Annotated in this window: 21 protein-coding genes; 6 read left to right on the top strand and 15 right to left on the bottom strand. The window is 55.9% G+C overall.

The annotated features are described in order from the left end of the window. Positions 1-50: 50 nt before the first annotated feature. The 5 genes from ubiA to malK form a co-directional block, all read right to left on the bottom strand. Positions 51-920, bottom strand: a complete 870-nt coding sequence (ubiA, locus tag HV355_RS10540; RefSeq protein ID WP_042718873.1) for a 4-hydroxybenzoate octaprenyltransferase — start codon at positions 918-920, stop codon at positions 51-53. A gap of 12 nt (positions 921-932) precedes the next feature. Beyond that, complete coding sequence (ubiC, locus tag HV355_RS10545; protein ID WP_089598607.1) at positions 933-1,430, bottom strand: chorismate lyase; 498 nt, start codon at positions 1,428-1,430, stop codon at positions 933-935. Between the two features lie 180 nt (positions 1,431-1,610). Beyond that, complete coding sequence (gene malM / locus HV355_RS10550) at positions 1,611-2,549, bottom strand: maltose operon protein MalM (RefSeq protein ID WP_182401840.1); 939 nt, start codon at positions 2,547-2,549, stop codon at positions 1,611-1,613. Between the two features lie 114 nt (positions 2,550-2,663). Beyond that, on the bottom strand, positions 2,664-3,974 hold the full coding sequence (locus HV355_RS10555) for a maltoporin (RefSeq protein ID WP_089598605.1): 1,311 nt from the start codon (positions 3,972-3,974) through the stop codon (positions 2,664-2,666). A gap of 71 nt (positions 3,975-4,045) precedes the next feature. Further along, positions 4,046-5,155 (bottom strand): maltose/maltodextrin ABC transporter ATP-binding protein MalK, encoded by a 1,110-nt coding sequence (malK, locus tag HV355_RS10560; RefSeq protein ID WP_108418098.1) that lies wholly within the window; start codon positions 5,153-5,155, stop codon positions 4,046-4,048. 372 nt (positions 5,156-5,527) lie between these two features. Here malK and malE point away from each other — a divergent pair, with 372 nt between their 5' ends. The 3 genes from malE (at position 5,528) to malG (ending at position 9,289) form a co-directional block, all read left to right on the top strand. Continuing rightward, complete coding sequence (gene malE, locus HV355_RS10565; RefSeq protein WP_089598604.1) at positions 5,528-6,718, top strand: maltose/maltodextrin ABC transporter substrate-binding protein MalE; 1,191 nt, start codon at positions 5,528-5,530, stop codon at positions 6,716-6,718. A gap of 121 nt (positions 6,719-6,839) precedes the next feature. Next, entirely contained in the window at positions 6,840-8,384 is a 1,545-nt protein-coding gene (gene malF / locus HV355_RS10570) for a maltose ABC transporter permease MalF (RefSeq protein ID WP_108418099.1), read from the top strand. 14 nt (positions 8,385-8,398) lie between these two features. Beyond that, positions 8,399-9,289 carry a maltose ABC transporter permease MalG gene (gene malG, locus HV355_RS10575; RefSeq protein WP_042716434.1) on the top strand — a complete coding sequence of 297 codons (891 nt, stop codon included), beginning with the start codon at positions 8,399-8,401 and terminating at the stop codon, positions 9,287-9,289. A 96-nt stretch (positions 9,290-9,385) separates the two neighbouring features. Here malG and psiE read toward each other — a convergent pair whose 3' ends face one another. From psiE to pgi, 6 genes are all read right to left on the bottom strand, one after another. Beyond that, positions 9,386-9,796, bottom strand: coding sequence for a phosphate-starvation-inducible protein PsiE (psiE, locus tag HV355_RS10580; protein ID WP_000202963.1), 411 nt, complete (start codon positions 9,794-9,796; stop codon positions 9,386-9,388). A 162-nt stretch (positions 9,797-9,958) separates the two neighbouring features. Next, positions 9,959-12,055, bottom strand: coding sequence for a YjbH domain-containing protein (locus tag HV355_RS10585; protein ID WP_148401248.1), 2,097 nt, complete (start codon positions 12,053-12,055; stop codon positions 9,959-9,961). Then, positions 12,055-12,792 (bottom strand): capsule biosynthesis GfcC D2 domain-containing protein, encoded by a 738-nt coding sequence (locus HV355_RS10590; RefSeq protein WP_182401842.1) that lies wholly within the window; start codon positions 12,790-12,792, stop codon positions 12,055-12,057. Before HV355_RS10590 ends, HV355_RS10585 begins: the two co-directional genes overlap by 1 nt. Continuing rightward, on the bottom strand, positions 12,789-13,427 hold the full coding sequence (locus HV355_RS10595; protein ID WP_089598600.1) for a YjbF family lipoprotein: 639 nt from the start codon (positions 13,425-13,427) through the stop codon (positions 12,789-12,791). The genes HV355_RS10590 and HV355_RS10595 overlap by 4 nt, the downstream gene beginning before the upstream one ends. A gap of 63 nt (positions 13,428-13,490) precedes the next feature. After that, positions 13,491-13,733, bottom strand: a complete 243-nt coding sequence (gene yjbE, locus HV355_RS10600) for an exopolysaccharide production protein YjbE (RefSeq protein ID WP_008503423.1) — start codon at positions 13,731-13,733, stop codon at positions 13,491-13,493. A gap of 366 nt (positions 13,734-14,099) precedes the next feature. Continuing rightward, positions 14,100-15,749: a glucose-6-phosphate isomerase gene (pgi, locus tag HV355_RS10605; protein WP_182401844.1), complete on the bottom strand. Its 1,650-nt coding sequence runs from the start codon at positions 15,747-15,749 to the stop codon at positions 14,100-14,102. Positions 15,750-16,123: 374 nt separating this feature from the next. Here pgi and lysC point away from each other — a divergent pair, with 374 nt between their 5' ends. The 3 genes from lysC (at position 16,124) to HV355_RS10620 (ending at position 18,833) form a co-directional block, all read left to right on the top strand. Beyond that, positions 16,124-17,473 carry a lysine-sensitive aspartokinase 3 gene (gene lysC / locus HV355_RS10610; protein ID WP_108418104.1) on the top strand — a complete coding sequence of 450 codons (1,350 nt, stop codon included), beginning with the start codon at positions 16,124-16,126 and terminating at the stop codon, positions 17,471-17,473. A gap of 92 nt (positions 17,474-17,565) precedes the next feature. Beyond that, entirely contained in the window at positions 17,566-18,510 is a 945-nt protein-coding gene (panS, locus tag HV355_RS10615; RefSeq protein WP_182401845.1) for a ketopantoate/pantoate/pantothenate transporter PanS, read from the top strand. 50 nt (positions 18,511-18,560) lie between these two features. Beyond that, the gene (locus HV355_RS10620; protein WP_014830263.1) at positions 18,561-18,833 is read left to right on the top strand and encodes a DUF3811 domain-containing protein; all 273 of its coding nucleotides are present in this window, start codon (positions 18,561-18,563) and stop codon (positions 18,831-18,833) included. On the opposite strand, the gene rluF is transcribed toward HV355_RS10620, so the two are convergent. The 4 genes from rluF to HV355_RS10640 form a co-directional block, all read right to left on the bottom strand. Then, positions 18,834-19,706 carry a 23S rRNA pseudouridine(2604) synthase RluF gene (rluF, locus tag HV355_RS10625; protein ID WP_042715618.1) on the bottom strand — a complete coding sequence of 291 codons (873 nt, stop codon included), beginning with the start codon at positions 19,704-19,706 and terminating at the stop codon, positions 18,834-18,836. 54 nt (positions 19,707-19,760) lie between these two features. After that, on the bottom strand, positions 19,761-20,078 hold the full coding sequence (locus tag HV355_RS10630) for a CcdB family protein (RefSeq protein ID WP_182401848.1): 318 nt from the start codon (positions 20,076-20,078) through the stop codon (positions 19,761-19,763). Further along, positions 20,078-20,371, bottom strand: a complete 294-nt coding sequence (locus HV355_RS10635) for a type II toxin-antitoxin system CcdA family antitoxin (protein WP_182401850.1) — start codon at positions 20,369-20,371, stop codon at positions 20,078-20,080. Before HV355_RS10635 ends, HV355_RS10630 begins: the two co-directional genes overlap by 1 nt. Positions 20,372-20,466: 95 nt before the next feature. Next, complete coding sequence (locus HV355_RS10640) at positions 20,467-22,098, bottom strand: Na/Pi cotransporter family protein (RefSeq protein ID WP_126817309.1); 1,632 nt, start codon at positions 22,096-22,098, stop codon at positions 20,467-20,469. Positions 22,099-22,196: the final 98 nt, after the last annotated feature.

The raw sequence follows: 22,196 nt of genomic DNA on the forward strand, positions 1-22,196 counted from the left end.
TCCTGCATGACATGTAGGCCCGGTAAGCGCTAGCGCCACCGGGCTTCTTTTTAGCCAAAGTAACTCATCGCCAGCCCTAAAAACAGCACCAAACCGACGTAGTTATTATTTAAAAATGCTTTGAAGCAGGCTTCACGCTCGCGCTTCGCAATCAGCTTCTGCTGATACGCGAACAGCAGTCCCGCCACCAGCACGGACCAGTAAAATTCCCAGTTCAGCCCGTTCAGGCGACCAATCGCCACCATCAGCGCCAGCACCGCCACCTGCAATATGCCGATAATCAGTTTGTCCTGACGGCCAAACAGGATCGCCGTCGACTTGACGCCAATTTTGAGATCGTCATCGCGGTCGACCATCGCGTACTGCGTATCGTACGCCACTGCCCAAAGAATATTCGCCAGGAACATCAGCCAGCAGCTGAGCGGGACAGATTCGCTAACCGCGGCAAACGCCATTGGAATCGACCAGCCAAATGCCGCGCCCAGCACCACCTGCGGCAGATGGGTGTAGCGCTTCATAAACGGGTAGACCCAGGCCAGCGCCAGCGCGGCGACAGACAGCAGGATCGTCATGGTGTTAAGCGTTAGCACCAGCAGGAAGGAGAGCAGCACCAGCACCACAAACAGCGTGCGCGCCTCTTTTTCCGTCACCTGGCCGCTGGGCAACGGACGATTAGCCGTTCGCTTTACATGTCCGTCAAATTTCCGGTCTGCGTAGTCATTTACTACACAGCCTGCAGCACGCATCAGCCAGACACCGGCAACAAACACCGCCAGGATCCACAGCGGCGGCACGCCCGGCGTCGCCACCCACAGCGCCCATAACGTTGGCCACAGCAGCAGCAATGCGCCAATCGGTTTATCCGTTCGCATTAAGCGGTGATAGGCCAGCAGCTTGTTTTGCGTCAGGCTCCACTCCATTTTGTCTTCCTCTCAGTACAACGGCGATGCCGGTAAAAAAAGCTCTGTCAGTATTAACGGTTTACCACTCAGACGAAGGCGGGAACGACGCCCCCACAGGTCGGCATCACGACCAATCTCAATAAAATCTCGGGTAAGTTCAGACGAGGTGAAAAGATACCTCCCCAGCGGCGTTTTCCCCAATCGTTGCAGGGCAAGTTCTGGCCCGGAAAGGGTAGACTCAGGCACCACTGTTCGCCCGGCAAGCCACGGCTCGCCGTCAGCACAGAGTAAAATTTCACGCAGCCAGTAGCGATCTTCTTTTGGTAGCAGCGGCAGCTCGCTGGCGATGTCATCGGCAGAGACAAATCCTTCCTGAATCATCGTCACCGTGACCGTTTTGCCCTGTTGCTCAAAACGTTTCGTCATGGAATCTTCCAGCAGCAACCAGTCCAGTTGCTCCGGGTCAAGCGCGGGTATTTGGTCGAAATAGCGCAGCGCACGCAGTTGCGTTAGCGCGGGGTGTGACATGCCAGACTCTCCGATACATAACGTAATGGCATTGTATCGCAGAAACGCGGATTGAGGGCGGTCAAACGTTATTTAGCGATCACTATCGCAACAATGGCGCAACAGCGCGAAGAGAACCAAAAAAAGTGCGCCCACTCAGGCGCACTAAACTACTAACAAATCAGCACTGCGGGGAGACGGTTACCCCTTGCCTTTTACACTGCTGATAAAGGTGGAACGGGCAGTGGTTGAACCTAAACGTTCGGCTTCATCAAGCAGCTTCAGCGCTTTGTCGACATCGCCGCGCTTCACTGCCTGCTTAATGGCATTGTTGAAGTACGCTTCGGTGTCGTTCAGTACCGGCTCAGATGGCTTCGTTGGTGCTGGAGCAGGGGCCGATGCAGCCACAGGCGCGGCATAGACTGGTGCTGCGGTGTTTCCTACCGTCACAGGGCCCGGGCCGGATGAGCCGAACAGTGGGCCGACGAGTACGCTTGACGCACTGTTGGTAGAGACTTTCAGTTTGACCAGACCATCAGCGGTATGACGAGCAAGCGGGTCCGGAATATCCGGGACAGAGTTTCCGGTGCCTTTCGCATAGGCTTTCGCCGGGTCAACCAGCTTTGTCGTCTTCTGCAAATCTTTTTCTGTTGTGAATACCAGGACGTAAATCTTCTGCTGTCCCAGTGCTGGCGTCAGGCGCATTACGCCTTCCAGTCGGTCAGCGCTCATTACGCCCGGTTCCTGATAGCTAAAATAGTCGCTCGGGAAGTAGGCTGATGGCGTCATGTTTTGATCGAGGATCAGAACGTTAGGCGCGAATACGCTGGTTTGCTTGTTCACTTCGCTGGTCAGCGTCAGGGTCAGTTCGCCAATATTGGCGGGCACGCTAAAAGCCGCAACCGGGCCGCTGATACCAGGCACGTTCAGGGATTGACCACCGGCAGAAAGCTGAGTGGTTTGAACTTTTGATTGATCAACTGGCGTCCACACCAGCTGCTGGAGTGCCGCCGCCGGAATCGCTGGCGCAGCACTGGTATTTTGAGGAACGAAATTGACGTCTGCAAAGGTGACAGCCGGAACACAGGCCAGCAGCCCCGCAGAGAGGCACAGCGCGACGAGACTTTTCTTCATTTTCATTGTTATTACCTCTGATAGCGTGAGCACTGCGGTGGCCAGGCAATAGCGCGCAGCACCCTAAGGAGAGAGGGGCTTACGCCCCTCTTTTTAGGTCATTACGTCAGGTCTAACGAATTACCACCAGATTTCCATCTGGGCACCGAAGGTCCACTCATCGTTGTCGCCACGGCTGAAGGTTTTCGCGGAGGTGTCGCTATACGCTACGCCAGAGGTGTAGCCGGTATCGCCATTGTTCGCGTAGCCCCATTTCTCATCCCACTTCGCGTAAGTTGCGAAGACACGGATAGCCGGACGAGACCAGATGCTGTCGCCTGCCTGCCATTGCTGTGCCAGGGTGATTTTGTATTGGCTGTTTTTGTCGTCAGTTTTCTGAGATTTGACGTTGTCGTAGCCCACTTCCAGCAGGGTGCTCATGATCGGCGTCCATTTGAACATTGGACGAACGCCCACGGTCCACCACTCGGTGCCGTTGTTGTTGTCACGATCGATGTTCTGGTACATACCGACGTACATCAGGTCCCAACGATCTGCCAGGGTGATTGCACCGTGGTCCAGCACACGCCACATGGAGCCGTCGTTATCAACGCTACCGCCTTGTGGGATACCTTTACCGTTAGAGGTCATGGAGTCCGTACCGTACTGCAGAACGAACTTGTTGAAGCCCTTCATCATGCTCTGGGTGTGTTCAGCGGTGAACAGCCAGCCATCTTTAGAGGCGCCAGGTTGCAGGTAGTAGTCGTCAGGAATGTTGGTGTGACCGTAATCAACACCCAGCTCCAGCGTACCGCCCGGGTTGGTTTCCAGACCCGCTAAACGGACATCGAAGACATCGTTTGGCACGACGTTGTCGTAAATACGGTCGCCGTTCGCATCACGATCGGCGAAGGTCGCAGAACCGCCGGACTCAGAAGAACGGGTTGCAGCCAGAGACAGTTTACCGAAGCCCAGATCGATGTTTTCGATACCCGCACCAGGACCAGAAATATCCCAGTAGTAGAAGTCGATCATGTGGACGTCATGACGTTGATAGAAACGCTTACCGGCCCAGATGGTGGAGCCTGGCAGCCATTCAATCAGGTTTTTACCCTGCACGTTAGCTTCGCGGAAGGCCGGGCTGGTGGATTCCCAGTCGTTCTGCTGAGAAACGGAATACGCTACGTTAGTGTCGAAATAGAAGCTCTTATCGCCTTCTTTCCACACTTCCTGGCCAAGTTTCAGCTCGGCGTAGGTTTCACATTCGTTACCGAGACGGTATTTACTTTGTGCACCTGTTGCCTGGAAACATTGTTGTTCACCGCCACTCCCGGTCCAGCCAATGCCGGAACGAGCATAACCTTTAAAGTCCACGGCGCCTGCCTGGGCAGACAGGATGCCTGCCGCAACGGCGATTGCCAGAGGGACTTGTTTGCGCAGAGTAATCATCATTCTATCTCCTGAGATCATTGCTTTTCTTTGAACACTTCACCTGTCGGTTTCGTGTCTTCTTTTGGGAATGCTTAAACGCCTGGCTCTTTATGCAACCGACGACATGCAGTGCCATCCTCACGGAACAGATGACAACGCTCTGGCGGCAAGCCGATAGCGAATTTGGCACCCTCTTCTACCAACACCACGTCATTCTGGCGGTAGACCAGGTTCTGACGGATGGCGGGGATCTGGATATGAATCTGTGTTTCGTGACCAAGCTGTTCGACGACCTGAACGTCACCTTCCAGCGTCACATCGGCGATGTGGCTCGGCAGTAAATGCTCAGGGCGGATACCCAGGGACATGTTTGCCCCGACCTGTACGTTGGCGCTGTCGACCGGCAGCCAGACCTGCTGACGGTTTGGCAGCTCCACCTGTACCTGTTCAATGGCTGTCGCGGTCACTTTGACGGGCAGGAAATTCATCTTTGGCGAGCCAATGAAGCCCGCAACAAAGCGGTCTGCCGGGTAGTGGTACAGCTCCAGCGGTTTACCCACCTGCGCCACGCGGCCAGCATCCAGCACCACGATTTTGTCCGCCAGGGTCATCGCTTCGACCTGATCGTGGGTGACGTAAATCATCGTGCGGCCAAGACGCTTGTGCAGACGGGAGATTTCGATACGCATCTGGACGCGCAGGGCGGCATCCAGGTTTGAGAGTGGTTCATCGAGCAGGAACACGCGCGGCTCTGCCACCAGCGTACGGCCGATTGCCACACGCTGACGCTGACCGCCGGAAAGCGCTTTCGGCTTACGCTCCAGCAGATGAGCCAGCTGCAGCACTTCCGCTACCTGCGTCACGCGCTGGTTAATGACCTCTTTTTTCGCGCCAGCCAGCTTCAGGCCAAAGGACATGTTTTCCGCAACGGAAAGGTGGGGATAAAGTGCATAAGACTGGAACACCATGCCGACGCCACGTTCAGCAGGCGGGATGTCGTTCATGCGGGTATCACCGATCAGCAGATCGCCGCTGGTGATGGTTTCAAGACCGGCAATCATACGCAGCAGAGTAGATTTACCACAGCCGGATGGGCCAACAAACACCACGAACTCGCCTTCAGTGATGTCCAGATTGATGTCTTTAGACACCACTACGTCGCCCCAGGCTTTCGTTACATTACGCAGCTGTACGCTCGCCATGCCCTTCTCCCTTCGTTACAACCTGTCACCGACAGAAACATTCAAGATAAGTTCACTATGGGGTATCCATTACTTTCCCGAATCCTCCACCCCCTGCCTTTTTTATGGGGGAGGAGGCGGGAGGATGAGAGAGCAGGCTCTGCGACCGCGGCTGGGGGGCTGAGGCAAAATTCGTGAAGCCACCTGCAAAATTCGGTGGGTTTTTATGTGCGCCAGCACTCATAACTTAAATTTATGCAACCGGGATCACACAAATGGGGGGTGGGGCGTAGGGGCTGGGAGGATGGAAAGAGGATGTCAAATAAGGAGACTGAGTCACGTTGAACCACCTCAGTGTATCCACGAGCACATCACCAAAAAAGGATGGCAGATATGAAGATCAAGACTGGCGCACGCGTTTTCGCATTGTCCGCCCTGGCAGCAATGATGATTTCCGCACCGGCTCTCGCCAAAATTGAAGAAGGTAAGCTGGTTATCTGGATTAACGGCGATAAAGGCTATAACGGCCTGGCCGAAGTGGGTAAGAAATTCGAAAAAGATACGGGCATCAAAGTCACCATCGAACACCCGGACAAACTGGAAGAGAAATTCCCGCAGGTTGCGGCGACCGGCGATGGCCCGGACATCATCTTCTGGGCGCATGACCGTTTCGGTGGTTACGCACAGTCTGGTCTGCTGGCTGAAGTGACCCCAGATAAAGCCTTCCAGGACAAGCTGTTCCCGTTCACCTGGGACGCCGTTCGCTATAACGGCAAGCTGATCGCTTACCCAATCGCGGTTGAAGCGCTGTCTCTGATTTACAACAAAGACCTGGTTCCAAACCCGCCGAAGACCTGGGAAGAGATCCCTGCCCTGGATAAAGAGCTGAAGGCGAAAGGTAAATCCGCCCTGATGTTCAACCTGCAAGAGCCGTACTTCACCTGGCCGTTGATTGCTGCCGACGGTGGTTATGCGTTCAAGTTTGAAAACGGCAAATATGACGTGAAAGACGTGGGCGTGGACAACGCAGGCGCGAAAGCGGGTCTGACCTTCCTGGTTGACCTCATCAAGAACAAACACATGAACGCGGATACCGACTACTCCATCGCGGAAGCGGCGTTCAACAAAGGCGAAACCGCGATGACCATCAACGGTCCGTGGGCCTGGACCAACATCGACAAGAGCAAAATCAACTACGGCGTGACGCTGCTGCCAACCTTCAACGGCAAGCCGTCTAAACCGTTCGTCGGCGTGCTGAGCGCAGGCATCAACGCCGCCAGCCCGAACAAAGAGCTGGCGAAAGAGTTCCTGGAAAACTACCTGCTGACCGATCAGGGTCTGGATGAAGTGAACAAGGACAAACCGCTCGGTGCCGTTGCGCTGAAATCCTTCCAGGATCAGCTGGCGAAAGATCCACGCATCGCGGCCACCATGGATAACGCCCAGAAAGGCGAAATCATGCCGAACATCCCACAGATGGCCGCGTTCTGGTACGCCACCCGTACTGCAGTGATCAACGCTGCAAGCGGTCGCCAGACCGTTGATGCCGCGCTGAAAGATGCTCAGGGTCGTATTACTAAGTAAGTCTGAAAAACGGCGGGTGGCGCGTGCGCTTACCCGCCCTACGACTACGGCACGATCCGTAGGTCAGGTAAGCGCAGCGCCACCTGACGATAAGTTTCCACCGTTGTAGAGGAAGAACCCCATGGATGTCATTAAAAAGAAACACTGGTGGCAAAGCGACGCGCTGAAGTGGTCAGTGATAGGTCTGCTGTGTCTGCTGGTGGGTTACCTTGTTGTTTTAATGTACGTACAAGGGGAATATCTGTTTGCCATCATGACGCTGATTTTAAGCTCTGCTGGCCTGTATATTTTCGCCAACCGTAAAGCCTACGCCTGGCGCTATGTCTACCCTGGCGTGGCCGGAATGGGGCTGTTTGTTCTCTTCCCGCTGATCTGTACCATCGCCATTGCGTTCACCAACTACAGCAGCACTAACCAGCTCGCGCAAGAACGCGCAACGCAGGTGCTTCTGGATCGCTCTTATCAGGCGGGTAAAACCTTCAACTTCGGCCTGTATCCTGCGGGTGACGAGTGGAAGTTAGCACTTACTGACGGAGAGAGCGGCAAAAACTATATCTCCGACGCCTTCAAATTTGGTGGCGAGCAAAAGCTGGCCTTAAAAGAGGCTGCGGCCCTGCCGGAAGGTGAACGTGCCAATCTGCGCGTGATTACGCAAAACCGTCAGGCGCTGACCCAGATCACCGCCGTGCTGCCAGACGAAAGCAAAGTGACCATGAGCTCGCTGCGCCAGTTCTCCGGCACGCAGCCGCTGTATACACTTGCGGATGACGGCACCCTGACCAACAACCAGAGCGGCGTGAAATATCGTCCGAATAACGACATTGGTTTCTATCAGTCCATTACTGCCGACGGCAAATGGGGTGATGACAAGCTCAGCCCGGGCTATACCGTCACCATCGGCTGGGACAACTTTACCCGCGTGTTTACCGACGAAGGCATCCAGAAACCGTTCTTCGCCATCTTCGTCTGGACGGTCGTTTTCTCGGTCCTGACCGTGATCCTGACCGTCGCCGTCGGCATGATACTGGCCTGTCTCGTCCAGTGGGAGTCCCTGAAGGGCAAAGCGATTTACCGCGTGCTGTTGATTCTGCCGTACGCCGTACCGTCGTTTATCTCAATTCTGATTTTCAAAGGGCTGTTTAACCAGAGCTTCGGTGAAATCAACATGATGCTGAGCGCGCTGTTCGGTATCAAACCGGCCTGGTTCAGCGACCCAACCACCGCCCGCTCGATGATTATCATCGTGAACACCTGGCTCGGTTATCCGTACATGATGATCCTGTGCATGGGGCTGCTGAAGGCTATCCCGGACGATCTGTACGAAGCCTCGGCGATGGACGGCGCGGGCCCGTTCCAGAACTTCTTCAAGATTACGCTGCCGCTGCTCATTAAGCCGCTGACGCCGCTGATGATTGCCAGCTTCGCCTTTAACTTTAACAACTTCGTGCTGATTCAGCTGTTGACCAACGGTGGTCCGGACCGTCTCGGTACGACTACGCCAGCAGGCTATACCGACCTGCTCGTGAGCTACACCTACCGCATCGCCTTCGAAGGCGGCGGCGGTCAGGACTTCGGCCTGGCGGCAGCGATTGCCACCCTGATCTTCCTGCTGGTAGGCGCACTGGCGATTGTGAACCTGAAAGCCACACGTATGAAATTCGACTAAGGAGGGCACTGATTATGTCTATGGTCCAACCCAAATCACAGAAGCTGCGCCTCCTCGCGACGCACTTAGGCCTGCTGATTTTCATCGCGGCGATCATGTTCCCGCTGCTGATGGTTATCGCCATCTCCCTGCGTTCGGGTAACTTCGCGACCGGGAGCCTGATCCCGGATGAAATCTCCTGGGAACACTGGAAGCTCGCACTGGGCTTCAGCGTTGAACACGCGGATGGCCGCGTCACGCCGCCGCCGTTCCCGGTGCTGCTCTGGCTGTGGAACTCGGTGAAGGTTGCGACCATCACCGCGATCGGCATCGTGACGCTCTCCACGACCTGCGCTTACGCCTTCGCCCGCATGCGCTTCCCGGGCAAAGCGACGCTGCTGAAAGGGATGCTGATTTTCCAGATGTTCCCAGCCGTACTGTCGCTGGTGGCGTTATATGCCTTGTTTGACCGTCTGGGCCAGTACGTGCCGTTTATCGGTCTGAACACCCACGGCGGCGTGATCTTCGCCTACCTTGGCGGTATCGCACTGCATGTGTGGACCATCAAAGGCTATTTCGAAACCATCGACGGCTCGCTGGAAGAAGCGGCCGCGCTGGATGGCGCAACCCCGTGGCAGGCGTTCCGTCTGGTGCTGTTGCCGCTGTCGGTGCCGATTCTGGCGGTGGTGTTTATTCTGTCGTTTATCGCTGCGATCACCGAAGTACCGGTTGCCTCACTGTTACTGCGTGATGTGAACAGCTACACCCTGGCCGTCGGTATGCAGCAATACCTCAACCCGCAAAACTACCTGTGGGGCGACTTTGCCGCGGCGGCCGTACTTTCTGCCATCCCGATTACCGTGGTGTTCCTGCTGGCCCAGCGCTGGCTGGTGAATGGCCTGACGGCGGGCGGTGTGAAAGGTTAAGTTTCATTTGTTATGCCACTGCAACCCTCAACTTTAGACGTATTGTATTGACCCAACTTGTGACTGTTGTTAGGCGGCCTCCGGGCCGCCATTTTTTTATTCGCGTTTCAGCCGCTTCGAGTTGCACAGCCAGAGGGTGATCACCAGCAGCAGGATCGCCGCCGAGTAGATCAGCACGTCGAGCGGGGATTTATGATCGACGATGATCAGCCGCACTATCGCAGTGATCCCAATGTAGACAAAATAACGTAGCGGGAAGTGAAAGCCGGACTGAAAGTATTTCACAATCAGGGCGATAAATTCGAAGTAGAGAAAGTAGACCACCAGTCCTTCCACCAGCGCATATTTGCTGGTTTGTTCAGGGGCGAACAGTACATCCGCCAGATGCACCGTCTCTTTGCCGAGAAAGACGACCAGTATCAGGCCAAGGCTCAGCAGACCGAGGTTCAGCACGGTCTGGAGGATCGTTGAGATAAACTCAACGCGCGGACGAGTCAGGGATGTCATACAGCACCTCATTCTCCAGGGCGAGGTTCCTGTATAACGCAAAAATGTGACGGGGATCTATATTTTTTGTTTATGTTTGGCGCATTCGCCCGGTGGCGCTGCGCTTACCGGGCCTACAAAAACCGTAGGCCGGGCAAACGTAGTGCCGCCCGGCGTGAAGCATTAGCGGAAGTTAACGTTCTTATCGCTGGTCATGTCATACAGCTGGAACTTACGTCCAAGCTGCTGGCCGCCGTCGCGTGTCAGCGGCGTCCAGCCAATCGCCGCACGGCTGCGGGTTGGGCCTGACGAGAAGAGATCCAGCGGAATCGACACATAGACCCCTTTGGTGAAGTCCCCTTCCCCGTATTCGTCCGGCGAGACGTTGGTGATGGTGGCATAGCCGCCCACCACGACGCCGCTGTCGAAGTGTTTGGAGATATCCAGCGTACCGCCCTTATCGCCCGCCAGATACTGGCCGACGCTGGCTTTCACCAGCACGTCCTGCGCGAACGACGGCGTCCAGTAGGCGGTCAGGTGACCCGTTTTGACGCTGTAGTCGGTGAACTTCATCATGTCCTGCGCGCTGCGCCAGTCACGCTGCTTGACGTAGTTGGCATCAACCCCGAACGCCCAGTTGCTGTCAACCGGACGATAAAGCACTTCCGCCCCCGCACCGCCGAACATGGTTTCCAGATACCCGCCGTACACCTGGCCGTAGAAGCCGTTGCCGAAGTACTGGAAGTAGTTGGCCTGCAGGTTGTTCACGTAAGCGTTGTTCTGCACATACTCACGCACGCGGGTACGCACGCGCGGCAGCTTGGAGTCGTTTGGTGGGTTGGTGTAGTTAAACTTGTCGTAGTTGTTAGCGACGTTGCCAAACAGGCTGCCGGTGGTCAGCAGGTGGTCGGTGACCCACAGATCCGCCGTCGCCATCACGCCCAGCTGGTACATATAGAAGTTTTCAGGCCCGCCGACGGACTGGTTCAGCACCGGGTCGATATGGAAATCAAAGCGGGATTTATCGATATACCAGCCCTGCTCGGTGGTGTCTGGCACCACGGGCTCGATGCGTTTTTGCACCAGCTCGGTTTCATGCCCGAGCGGTTCACCTTCCAGATGGCGCTTGAGGCTGGCGACGTCCGTTTCGGTCGTCACCTGCGGCATGTTGAGGCGGTTTTCCGTCACGCGGATCGTGCGGATCCCCTCCGGCAGATCGTTCATCACGATCCGGTTGGCGCGCTCGATCCCTTCGCGCGAGTCGCGGTATTTCACCTGCTCGCCGGTGACGTACAGCGTGTCGCCCTTGGTCTGAATTTTCGGATCGGCCAGACCGGCGTTGTATTTCAGTAACGTCAGCTGATTGGCGACCACGGAGTGCTGGAGGATCGCATCCTGCGGCTCAGGCTGATACGCAGGCCGCGCATTGTCGTTATAGTGCGGACGCATATCGTTAAAGTTGGTGCGCAGCGTGAAGCCAAACATCAGAGTATTGCCACGCTCGTAGCTGAGGTTAACGTCGGCCCAATCGGTGACGCGGTAAATGGCGCCGACGTTAAACTTGCTCTTCTGCTCAATTTTCCCGGCGAAGTCCTGCGAGTAATCATTCCCTTCATACTCCAGCTTCAGGCGTAATGGCTGCCAGGGCGTTTGATACTCCACGCCGCCAAACAGCGAGGCTGGACCATGAAACATCTGATCCCCGTTGATGGAGCCCGCTTTCTGGTAGCTGTTATCGCGGTAGCAGTATTTATCGCTGTAGGTACAGAACGGGTTTTTGACGTTACCGCTGGTACCCAGATAGCCCCAGCCAAGCCCTAGTGAGAAGTCAAACGGCCCCCAGGCTTTGCTGGCCACGACGTATTCCGCATCAAACAGGCCGGTCCCGCCGATATCTTTCGCGCCTACGGAAACCTGCGGCATCCAGTAGCTCTCTTCCCAGAGTCGCAGCTTGACGTCGAAGGCCTTGTCCTTATAGGTCTGATCGCCGGAGAACGCGTCGACGCTGCTGTATTGTTTCGTTCGCACGTCTGTATAGCGCAGCGTGGTTTCGAGCCACGGGAACAACTGTACGGAGGCGGAGTAGTAGCGATACTGGTCGTTGTCGCGGTAGTTGAGGCTGATCTCCCCCTCGCGCGCCATACGCGCGGTAGGGGTTTGCAGTAAACCGACACCGCCGAAGTCTGATTGCGACGGCCCAATGGGCGCCGGATACGTTTCCGCATGGCAGGCAGCGCTTACGCACAGCGCCAGCATGCTGTAGAGATAGGTTCTTTTCATTAATCCGGTATCCGCTGCGTCAGGGAATGAAGGATATCGGCATTAAGCCCGTCATACGCCTTCGTCCAGAAATGGTCGGCAAAGCCGACAAAAATCACGCTGCCGGGCATGGGTTCGAGATGTCGCTTATTCCAGTATGCTACGGGTGCTTTTTGCGTATGCCCGTCGGGGTAAACAATCCAGGCGTAGCTGTTATCCGCGCCGCTCAGCAGGCTTTGTTCATCGAGATAGCTCGCCACATCGCGACCGGGGGTAAAGGGCTTTTTGCCCGGGCTGCTGATTAGCCCCATCACGGTCACCGTCGTCGGCTTCACTGGCAGCCAGAGCGTGTACTCCCCTTCAAGCGTGGGGTTACCCTTTTCCGCGACGCGCACTTCATCTGGATCAAGATTCACCTTCTGGCGGCCTGTTACCTTCAGCGCCTGGAGCTGCTGGCGAACGTTGTTGATAGCGGCGGCATCGTCGCCGTCTTCCTGCTCCGCTAAACCCGTCAGGCGAGCCAGCAGGGCATGGTGTTGTTGTTCCGCCACTACCGTTGCCTGACGCTCGCTGATAACCGCCCCCGGCCACCAGCTGTTAGCCAGCCTTGGCTGTCCAACGAGATCGAGCAGATGCTCTGCGTTAGTTAAGGTTTTGGGTTGCGCGTTGTCCGGCGTATAGACTTTCACTGTTCCCGCAGACCATGCCAGCGGCGTGGCAAGACTGGCGAGAAGCGCAACGTGGATGAGCGTTTTCATGATTTCGCCGCCTTGATCAGGGTTGTTTTCACCGGGAAGAAACCGGCACCGAGATACTGCAAGGACTGGCGAATTTGCCCTTCTTCATCTATCCAGTAACGGTTATGCCAGGTCGCCTGGTCGGTTGTGACCTCTTCATCCAGCACGCGAGTCTGCGTTTCGTCGCTACCGACGTTGACACTGTCGGTGCCGTCCCAGCGGAAGGTAGAACGCGCCGTGGCGTAGCGCACCTGCCGGTGTTCGGTCCAACCCATTGTGCGCGTCCAGCTTGCGCCGTCGGTAATCTGGTTAGGTTTGATCAGCGGATCGTCGGCGAGGTTGTTTACCTCAAGCAGATTGTCGCCACCAAGCAGCGTTTTCACGATACGACCATGCTGCGTCACGATGGTGGCCTGATCCTGCGTCACCCATTTCTGCTGCCCGTTTTCATCGAAAGCGAGCACCACAAACAGTTGCGGGCCATCGTTTAGCTGCATGTACTGGCTGGCATACGGCATGTTCTGCAGTTCGTCATCGGTCAGATGCACGCCCGGCGTACCGAACAGGCTGTCCCACAGGGAATTTCCCAGCCCTTTGGTAGTGGCTGAGCACGCCTGCAACAGCAGGCAAATCATAATGATTGCAGGTCGCTTCACGACTCTTCTCCGAAGGGGCGAAATAACCACACCGAAGTGTGGTTATGATTAAAACACCCGCTATTACTGGGTGCTGGTCGTCGTGGTGGTCGTGGTTCCGGTATTGGAGCCATCACCGCCACCGGTTGCCGCCAGCGCGACACCCACGGCTGAACTTACGGTGCTGGCGCTGGCTGCGGTAGAACTTCCCGCAGACGCAGACGTCGCAGCCGACCCTGCAGCTTCCCCGACCTGAACCGGAGCTGCATAAACAGATGTCGCCGCAAGCGCAGATATGGCAAAAATGCCATACAGTACTTTTTTCATAACAATTTCCCTTCAATGAATGAATGGAGATTTGCCCGAAAAGAAATTCAGGCGGATTCGAGTATACACAACTAAAGCAGCGGGATTGCCGTACGGATAAATAGGGAGGGAGTTTTCAGACTAATGGATAAAAACGAAACATAAGACGAATAACTAAAATATATTTTGATTAAAAATCAATAAGATATAATTAATCACTAATAATTTAATTATCCGGATTTTCCTAAAATAAACCGCAGTGATTAACGGGTTAACGGGCTTTTTCAGATAAAACTCAGAACCATAATTTGAGTTAACTAACAGACATCAGGAATTATCCGATAAAAAAATGCCGGCATATCGCCGGCATTTTTCATGACATATTTATTACGCACGCCATGCTTTATAACGGTTAATCAGGCCGTTTGTAGAGCTGTCGTGGCTGTCGATTGCTTTTTCGTCACCCAGCTCTGGCAGAATGCGGTTTGCCAGCTGTTTGCCCAGCTCAACGCCCCACTGGTCAAAGGTGAAGATGTTCAGGATAGCGCCCTGAGTGAAGATCTTGTGCTCGTACAGGGCAATCAGCGCGCCCAGGCTGAACGGGGTGATTTCGCGCAGCAGGATGGAGTTGGTTGGACGGTTGCCTTCGAATACCTTGAACGGCACAACGTGGTCCAGGGTTGCCGGATCTTTACCCTGGTCACGGTATTCCTGCTCAACCACCTCGCGAGATTTACCGAACGCCAGCGCCTCAGTCTGCGCGAAGAAGTTGGACAGCAGCTTCGGATGGTGGTCAGACAATGCGTTGTGCGTGATAGCCGGCGCGATGAAGTCGCACGGTACCATTTTGGTACCCTGGTGAATCAGCTGGTAGAACGCATGCTGGCCGTTGGTGCCTGGCTCGCCCCAGATGATTGGGCCAGTCTGGTAATCCACCGCATTGCCGTTACGGTCAACGTATTTACCGTTGGATTCCATGTTGCCCTGCTGGAAGTAGGCCGCAAAGCGGTGCATGTACTGGTCGTACGGCAGGATCGCTTCGGTTTCAGCGCCGAAGAAGTTGTTGTACCAGATACCGATCAGCGCCAGCAGCACCGGCAGGTTTTTCTCAGGCGCGGTGGTGGAGAAGTGTTTATCCATCGCGTGCGCGCCGGAGAGCAGCTCAACGAAGTTGTCGAAGCCCACGGACAGGATGATGGACAGACCGATTGCAGACCACAGAGAGTAGCGGCCGCCAACCCAGTCCCAGAACTCGAACATGTTCGCGGTATCAATACCGAACTCGCCCACCGCTTTACCGTTGGTAGACAGCGCCGCGAAGTGTTTCGCCACGTGTTTGTTGTCGCCAGCCGTTTTCAGGAACCAGTCGCGCGCGCTGTGGGCGTTGGTCATGGTTTCCTGGGTGGTGAAGGTTTTGGACGCGACCAGGAACAGGGTGGTTTCCGGGTTCACTTTCTTCAGCACTTCGGCGATATGGGTACCATCAACGTTAGACACGAAATGCATGTTGAGGTGGTTTTTGTACGGACGCAGCGCTTCGGTCACCATGAATGGGCCGAGGTCAGAACCGCCGATACCGATGTTCACCACGTCGGTGATAGCCTTGCCGGTGTAGCCTTTCCAGCTACCGGAGATGATCGCTTCAGAGAAGGCTTTCATCTTTTCCAGCACCGCGTTCACTTCCGGCATGACGTCTTTGCCGTCAACGATGATTGGCGTATTGCTACGGTTACGCAGGGCCACGTGCAGCACGGCGCGGTCTTCGGTGCGGTTGATCTTCTCACCGGAGAACATGGATTTGATGGCGTCGGCCAGCTCAGTCTCTTTCGCCAGATCCTGCAGTTTTGCCAGCGTCTCTTCGGTAATGCGGTTTTTGGAGAAATCCACCAGCATAAGGTCGTCGAAGGTCGCGGAGAACTTAGAGAAACGATCGGCATCTTTCGCGAACAGATCCGCGATGGTAACGTCTTTCATTTCATCAAAATGTTTCTGGAGTGCCTGCCAGGCAGCGGTCTGCGTTGGGTTGATGTTTTTCATTAGCAATACTCTTCTGATTTGAGAATTGTGACTGCGGTCGATTGTAGCGCCTGCAAATAAAAATTGTGATGGTTTTTATGCCATTGCCCTGGCCTGCATCAAACGCAGGTGAAAAGACCCGAAAAGTATAGCTGCTGAAGTGGCCTCCTGCGGCGGCGAAATGTCGCCCAAAACAGGGTAAAACGGAGCATAAAATATGGCCCTGTTATAAGTCCTGTTTCTCAGGGGTACCCCCCCATGAAAAATCCGCATAATCCCAGCATTGACAGGACCTCCCCCGCATTTTATTTATAGGGCCGTATTTTGCGCCTGCACCTGTTTTCATTTCATTCTTGTGCCATGGTCGCTTATTCATTCCCTGACACGAGGTTGTTATGACGAGTTTTGTGGTCGCCAAGTTTGGCGGCACCAGTGTGGCAGATTACGCTGCCATGAACCGCAGCGCCGATGTGGTGCTGGCCGATCCGAATACCCGCCTGGTGGTGCTTTCTGCATCCGCTGGCGTGACGAACCTGCTGGTTTCTCTGTCTGAAGGACTTGAAGCGACAGAACGTTTCGTGAAGCTGGACGCGCTGCGCAAAATTCAATTCGACATCCTTGAGTGTCTTCAGAATCCGAATGTGATCCGCGAGGAAATCGAACGCCTGCTGGAAAATATCACCACCCTGGCAGAAGCGGCGTCTCTGGCAAACTCCTCGGCCCTGACGGATGAACTGGTCAGCCACGGCGAGCTGATGTCTACCCTGCTGTTTGTTGAGATTATGCGCGAGCGTAATATTCAGGCGCAGTGGTTTGACGTGCGTAAAGTGATGCGCACCAGCGACCGTTTTGGCCGTGCCGAACCGGACGTTGAGGCGCTGGCCGAGTTGACCAGCCAGCAGCTGGCACCACGCCTGGAAGAGAGTATTGTGATCACCCAGGGCTTTATCGGCAGCGAAGCCAAAGGCCGCACCACGACGCTTGGCCGAGGCGGCAGTGATTACACCGCAGCCCTGCTGGGCGAAGCGCTGCATGCCACGCGCGTGGATATCTGGACGGACGTGCCGGGCATTTACACCACTGACCCTCGCGTAGTCTCTACGGCAAAACGTATTGACGTGATTGCGTTTGAAGAAGCGGCGGAGATGGCCACCTTTGGCGCGAAGGTGCTGCATCCGGCAACCCTGCTGCCTGCCGTGCGCAGCGATATTCCGGTCTTCGTCGGCTCCAGTAAAGAGCCGAAAGCAGGCGGCACGATGGTGTGTAAGAGAACCGAAAGCCCGCCGCTGTTCCGCGCGCTGGCCCTGCGTCGCAAGCAGACGCTGGTCACACTGCACAGCCATAACATGCTGCACTCCCGCGGCTTCCTGGCAGAAGTATTTGGCATCCTGGCGCGCCACAACATCTCCGTCGATCTGATCACCACGTCAGAAGTGAGCATTGCGCTGACGCTGGATACGACCGGCTCAACGTCCAAGGGTGATACCCTGCTGACCCAGTCGCTGCTGATTGAGCTGTCCGAGCTGTGCCGCGTGGAAGTAGAAGAAGACCTGGCGCTTGTTGCCATCATTGGCAACAAGCTGTCGCGCGCCTGCGGCGTGGGCAAAGAAGTGTTCGGCGTGCTCGACCCGTTCAGCATCCGCATGATTTGCTACGGCGCATCCAGCTATAACCTCTGCTTCCTGGTGCCTGCCGATCAGGCCGAGCAGGTGGTGCAGAAACTTCATCAGAATTTGTTTGAATAAAATTCGTTAGCACGATAAACAATACCTATAAGCCGGGCACAGACCCGGCTTTTTCATAACTAAACAACACAACACAATCGCAAGGAATACCTATGTTATCCGCCATCACCCGGCTGTTCCCGCTATGGGCGCTGCTGCTCTCTGTACTCGCGTATTACACCCCGGCCACCTTCACCGGCATTGGGCCGTGGGTTACCACGCTGCTGATGCTGATCATGTTCGGTATGGGCGTGCATCTAAAAATCGACGACTTCAAACGCGTACTGTCTCGCCCTGCGCCCGTCGCAGCGGGGATCTTCCTGCACTACCTGGTGATGCCGCTTGCGGCGTGGCTGCTGGCGATGGCCTTTAAGATGCCGCCCGATCTCTCTGCCGGGATGGTGCTGGTGGGCAGCGTCGCCAGCGGCACGGCATCCAACGTGATGATCTACCTGGCAAAAGGCGATGTGGCGCTCTCCGTCACGATCTCTTCCGTCTCAACGCTGGTTGGCGTAATTGCTACACCGCTGTTAACCCGCCTGTACGTTGATGCGCATATTCAGGTGGATGTGATGGGCATGCTGCTAAGCATTCTGCAAATCGTGGTGATCCCGATTGCGCTGGGCCTGGTGATTCACCATCTTTTCCCACGCGTGGTGAAAGCGGTTGAGCCGTATCTGCCTGCGTTTTCGATGGTCTGTATTCTGGCCATCATCAGCGCCGTGGTGGCGGGCTCCGCCTCACACATTGCTTCCGTAGGCTTTGTGGTGATCGTCGCGGTGGTGCTGCATAACACTATCGGCCTGCTGGGCGGCTACTGGGGCGGGAAGCTGTTTGGCTTTGACGAATCGACCTGCCGTACGCTGGCAATCGAAGTGGGCATGCAGAACTCCGGCCTGGCGGCGGCGCTCGGTAAAATCTACTTCTCGCCGCTGGCGGCCCTCCCGGGTGCGCTGTTCTCCGTCTGGCACAACCTCTCCGGCTCGCTGCTGGCGGGCTACTGGTCCGGCAAACCGATTGATGAACAAGCGAAAAAAGATGCGGTGAAACAGGGTTAATTTGCCACGCTTGCTTTACACTGAAGCCTCTCTCTCAGGAGGCTTCAGCAATGGCTACACCACGATTGACCCAGAAAGACATGACGGAAGCCGAGCAGCGCGAACTGAAAACGCTTCTCGACCGCGCCCGCATCGCCCATGGCCGCACGCTGACGAACGCCGAAACCAATCAGGTTAAGAAAGAGTACATCGATAAACTGATGGCGCAACGTGACGCCGAGGCGAAAAAAGCCCGCAAACTGAAAAAGCAGCAGGCTTATAAGCCGGATACCGAGACGACCTTTTCCTGGTCGGCCAATACCTCTACCCGTGGACGGCGCTAATTAGCGCCCTTTCTTTTTGCGGCCAGGCTGGGCAAAGCGTTTTCCGTTGGCCGGTTTGCCTCGACCTTTCTCTTCCGCCTGCGGCGCCTTCACCACCGGGCGCTTAATGGCCTGCGTTTTCGGTTTCGCTTTAGCTTTCGGCTTCGCTTCGGAGGATGAGTTCTCGATAAGCTTGAACAGCTCAATCAGCTCGTCTCCGGTTAAATCACGCCACTCACCGAGCGGAATGCCCGACAGGCTGACGTTCATAATGCGCGTGCGTTCCAGCTTCGTCACCTCGTAGCCGAAGTGCTCGCACATGCGGCGGATCTGACGGTTTAAGCCCTGTACCAGCGTAATGCGGAACGCGAACGGTGCTTCTTTCTTGACCTTACACTTTTTCGTGACGGTACCGAGGATCGGCACGCCCGCGCCCATGCCACGAATAAATTCGTCCGTCACCGGCTTGTTCACCGTGACAATGTACTCTTTCTCGTGGTCGTTACCGGCACGCAGAATTTTGTTGACCAGGTCACCATGGTTGGTAAGGAAAATCAGCCCCTGAGAGTCTTTATCCAGACGGCCAATCGGGAAAATGCGGCTGCTGTGGTTCACGAAATCAACAATGTTGTCCCGCTCGCCATCTTCCGTGGTACTGACAATCCCAACCGGTTTGTTCAACGCGATAAACACCAGGTCTTCGGCATCACGCGGTTCGATGACCTGACCATTCACTTTAACCACATCGCCAGGCACCACCTGGTCGCCGATGGTGGCGCGCTTGCCGTTAAGAAACACGTTACCTTGTTCAATGTAACGGTCAGCCTCGCGACGTGAGCAGATCCCGCTCTCGCTAATGTATTTGTTTAATCGGGTTGATTGAGTTGGCAGCATAGTTTCTCCTGTGAAGGGCGAAATATACCTTACCTTGAGGCTGACAAAAAAGTGTTAGTAACCGTTGATCAAAAAATCGAGTGCATCCCGCAGTGAAGCCCGGTTTTGCGTAAGATCGGCAACACGCTCGCCTAACTCTTTTGGCGATATGCCAGCCATCATGTACATCATGACCACGCAGGGCTTACCCGCTATCTCAACGACAGGGCACACTTTCGCAGGCGGCTGAATGCCTCCCAGGTGGCTAAGCTCAACTGCGGGGGCGACCAGGACATGCTTCATCACATTAGCCACGGGATGCTGCATATTGATTAGCCAGGGATAAGTTTTTCTCCCATTACCTTCGTTCTCATAAGCAAAATATTGCTCCATCAGAAAGACCTCTGAAAGTCACTAAAGGAGCCGTTTTCATCAACCCACTGGTTGATGGCCTCGATAGACGCTTTATTTTCTGCTAACCACTCTGCGCGCTGATGCGCACGAAACTGTTCCTGCAGAGCAGCCGTGAGTACAGCGGAAAGATTAAGTTTAAGCCGTCGCGCCTCTTCAAGAATGTCTGGTGCTAACGACACATTGACTGATTTTTTAATGCCAGAAATAGTGCGCATGAGAACCCCCATCGGAATGCGCATGAATTGGCGAAGTGTAGCGTAATAAACGAGCATTTTCTATTCCCTTAAAAATGTAAGGGTTGAAGAATAAATTGCTCCTTATGGGGAGTCACGCCTCACAAAACCGTTTTGCGAGGCGCTTTCAGCGATTAATACTCATCCCGCTCGTCGTCTTCATCCGGCTGTTCCATCACGCTGTACGCCACCGCGCAGAACAATGAGTTCAGACGTTTCATATCGCCCAGCAGCCCCAGGTGGAGCGAGCTGGTTTCGATACTCTGCACGTTCTGCTGGTGCAGACGCTCGACGTGGGCGTGCGAGTAGCGGCGGTTGAGGATGCGGAAACGGTGCTTGTTGCGGCGCAGGCGGCGCGCGCTCGGTACGTCGCTTGAGAAGAAGACCGACATCGCCAGCTTCAGGTTGCTGACCAGCTGTTCGTGCAGCGCTTCCAGCTCCTTCAGCCCTTCGCCCGAGAACGCTCGACGCGCGGCCAGGGATTTGTCGGCGATCTCGCTGCCCATACGTTCAACGATATCCGACGCCTGCTCAAGGTTGAGCGACATCTCGATAATTTCCGCCCAGCGTCGGGACTCCTCTTCCGCCAGCTCGTCCTGCGGGAGGCGCGCCAGATAGAGCTTGATGGCGGTGTACAGCACGTTGATGTCGTCTGCCAGCCTGCGCAGCTCTTTCTCTTCGCGCGGCTCGCCGTGCATCACCTTCTGCAGCCCTTCGAGCATGGTTTCCATCGCATCGCCCATGCGCAGCGTTTCACGGGCGGCATTGGCGATAGCCAGCGCCGGGGTATCCAGCACCGAGGTGTCCAGATGCTTCGGTTTGAGGCGCGCATCCAGCTCTGGTTCATCGCGGATGAGGCGCTCGCAGAAGCGGGCCATCGGCGCAGCGAACGGCACCATCGCCAGACAGCGCACCAGGTTGTAGAAGACGTGGAAGTAGATCACCAGCTCCGCCTTCGGCAGCGGAAGGTTGTCCATCAGGTTCGCCAGCGGGTGAACGAACGGCAGAATAATCAGGCTGCCCACCAGCTTAAACAGCAGGCTGCCCAGCGCCACGCGGCGGGCGGCGGCATTGGCGGCGCTGTTATTGAGCATCGCCAGCAGGCCGGAGCCTAGGTTGGCCCCGATCACCAGACACAGCGCCACCGGGAAGGAGATCGCGCCTGCAGCGGTGAGCGTGGCCGTCAGCAGAACTGCCGCCAGGCTGGAGTAGCTGACGATAGCAAACACCGCACCGATCAGCGCATCCAGCATGATATCCCCGGTCAGCGAGGCGAAGATGACCTGCACGCCGTTGGCTTCGGTGATAGGGGTAACCGCCTGAACAATCAGCTCCAGCGCCAGCAGGATCAACCCGAGGCCAATCCCCACGCGGCCAAGCTGTCCGGCACGCGTCTGCTTACGGCCAAGGAAGAAGATCACGCCGAGGAAAATCAGCAGCGGCGACAGCCAGGAAAGATCGAAGGTCAGAACACGCGCCATCAGCGCGGTACCAACGTCGGCTCCCAGAACGATCACCAGCGCCGGGGCGAGTGCGACCAGATCCTGCGCCACAAACGAGGTGACGAGCATGGTGGTGGCGTTGCTGCTTTGCACCAGCGCCGTAACGCCGATGCCCGCGCAGAACGCGAGCGGCTTCTTCTCAACGCTGCCGCTGAGGACGGTACGTAATCGCGCGCCGAACACGCGCATCACGCCGGTACGGACGATATGGGTACCCCATACGAGCAGTGCGACTGCAGAGAGCAGGTGTAACAACGTCAACACGGAAGGTGTTCCTCCTTATCGTTATCTATTTTCCTGAGGTTCGCTGCGCGTTGCCTTGCTGAATAGCGGCTACGCGTTGGCCCGATAAGCGCAGCGCC

This window comes from Enterobacter sp. RHBSTW-01064, assembly GCF_014103035.1.
GTDB lineage: Bacteria > Pseudomonadota > Gammaproteobacteria > Enterobacterales > Enterobacteriaceae > Enterobacter > Enterobacter mori.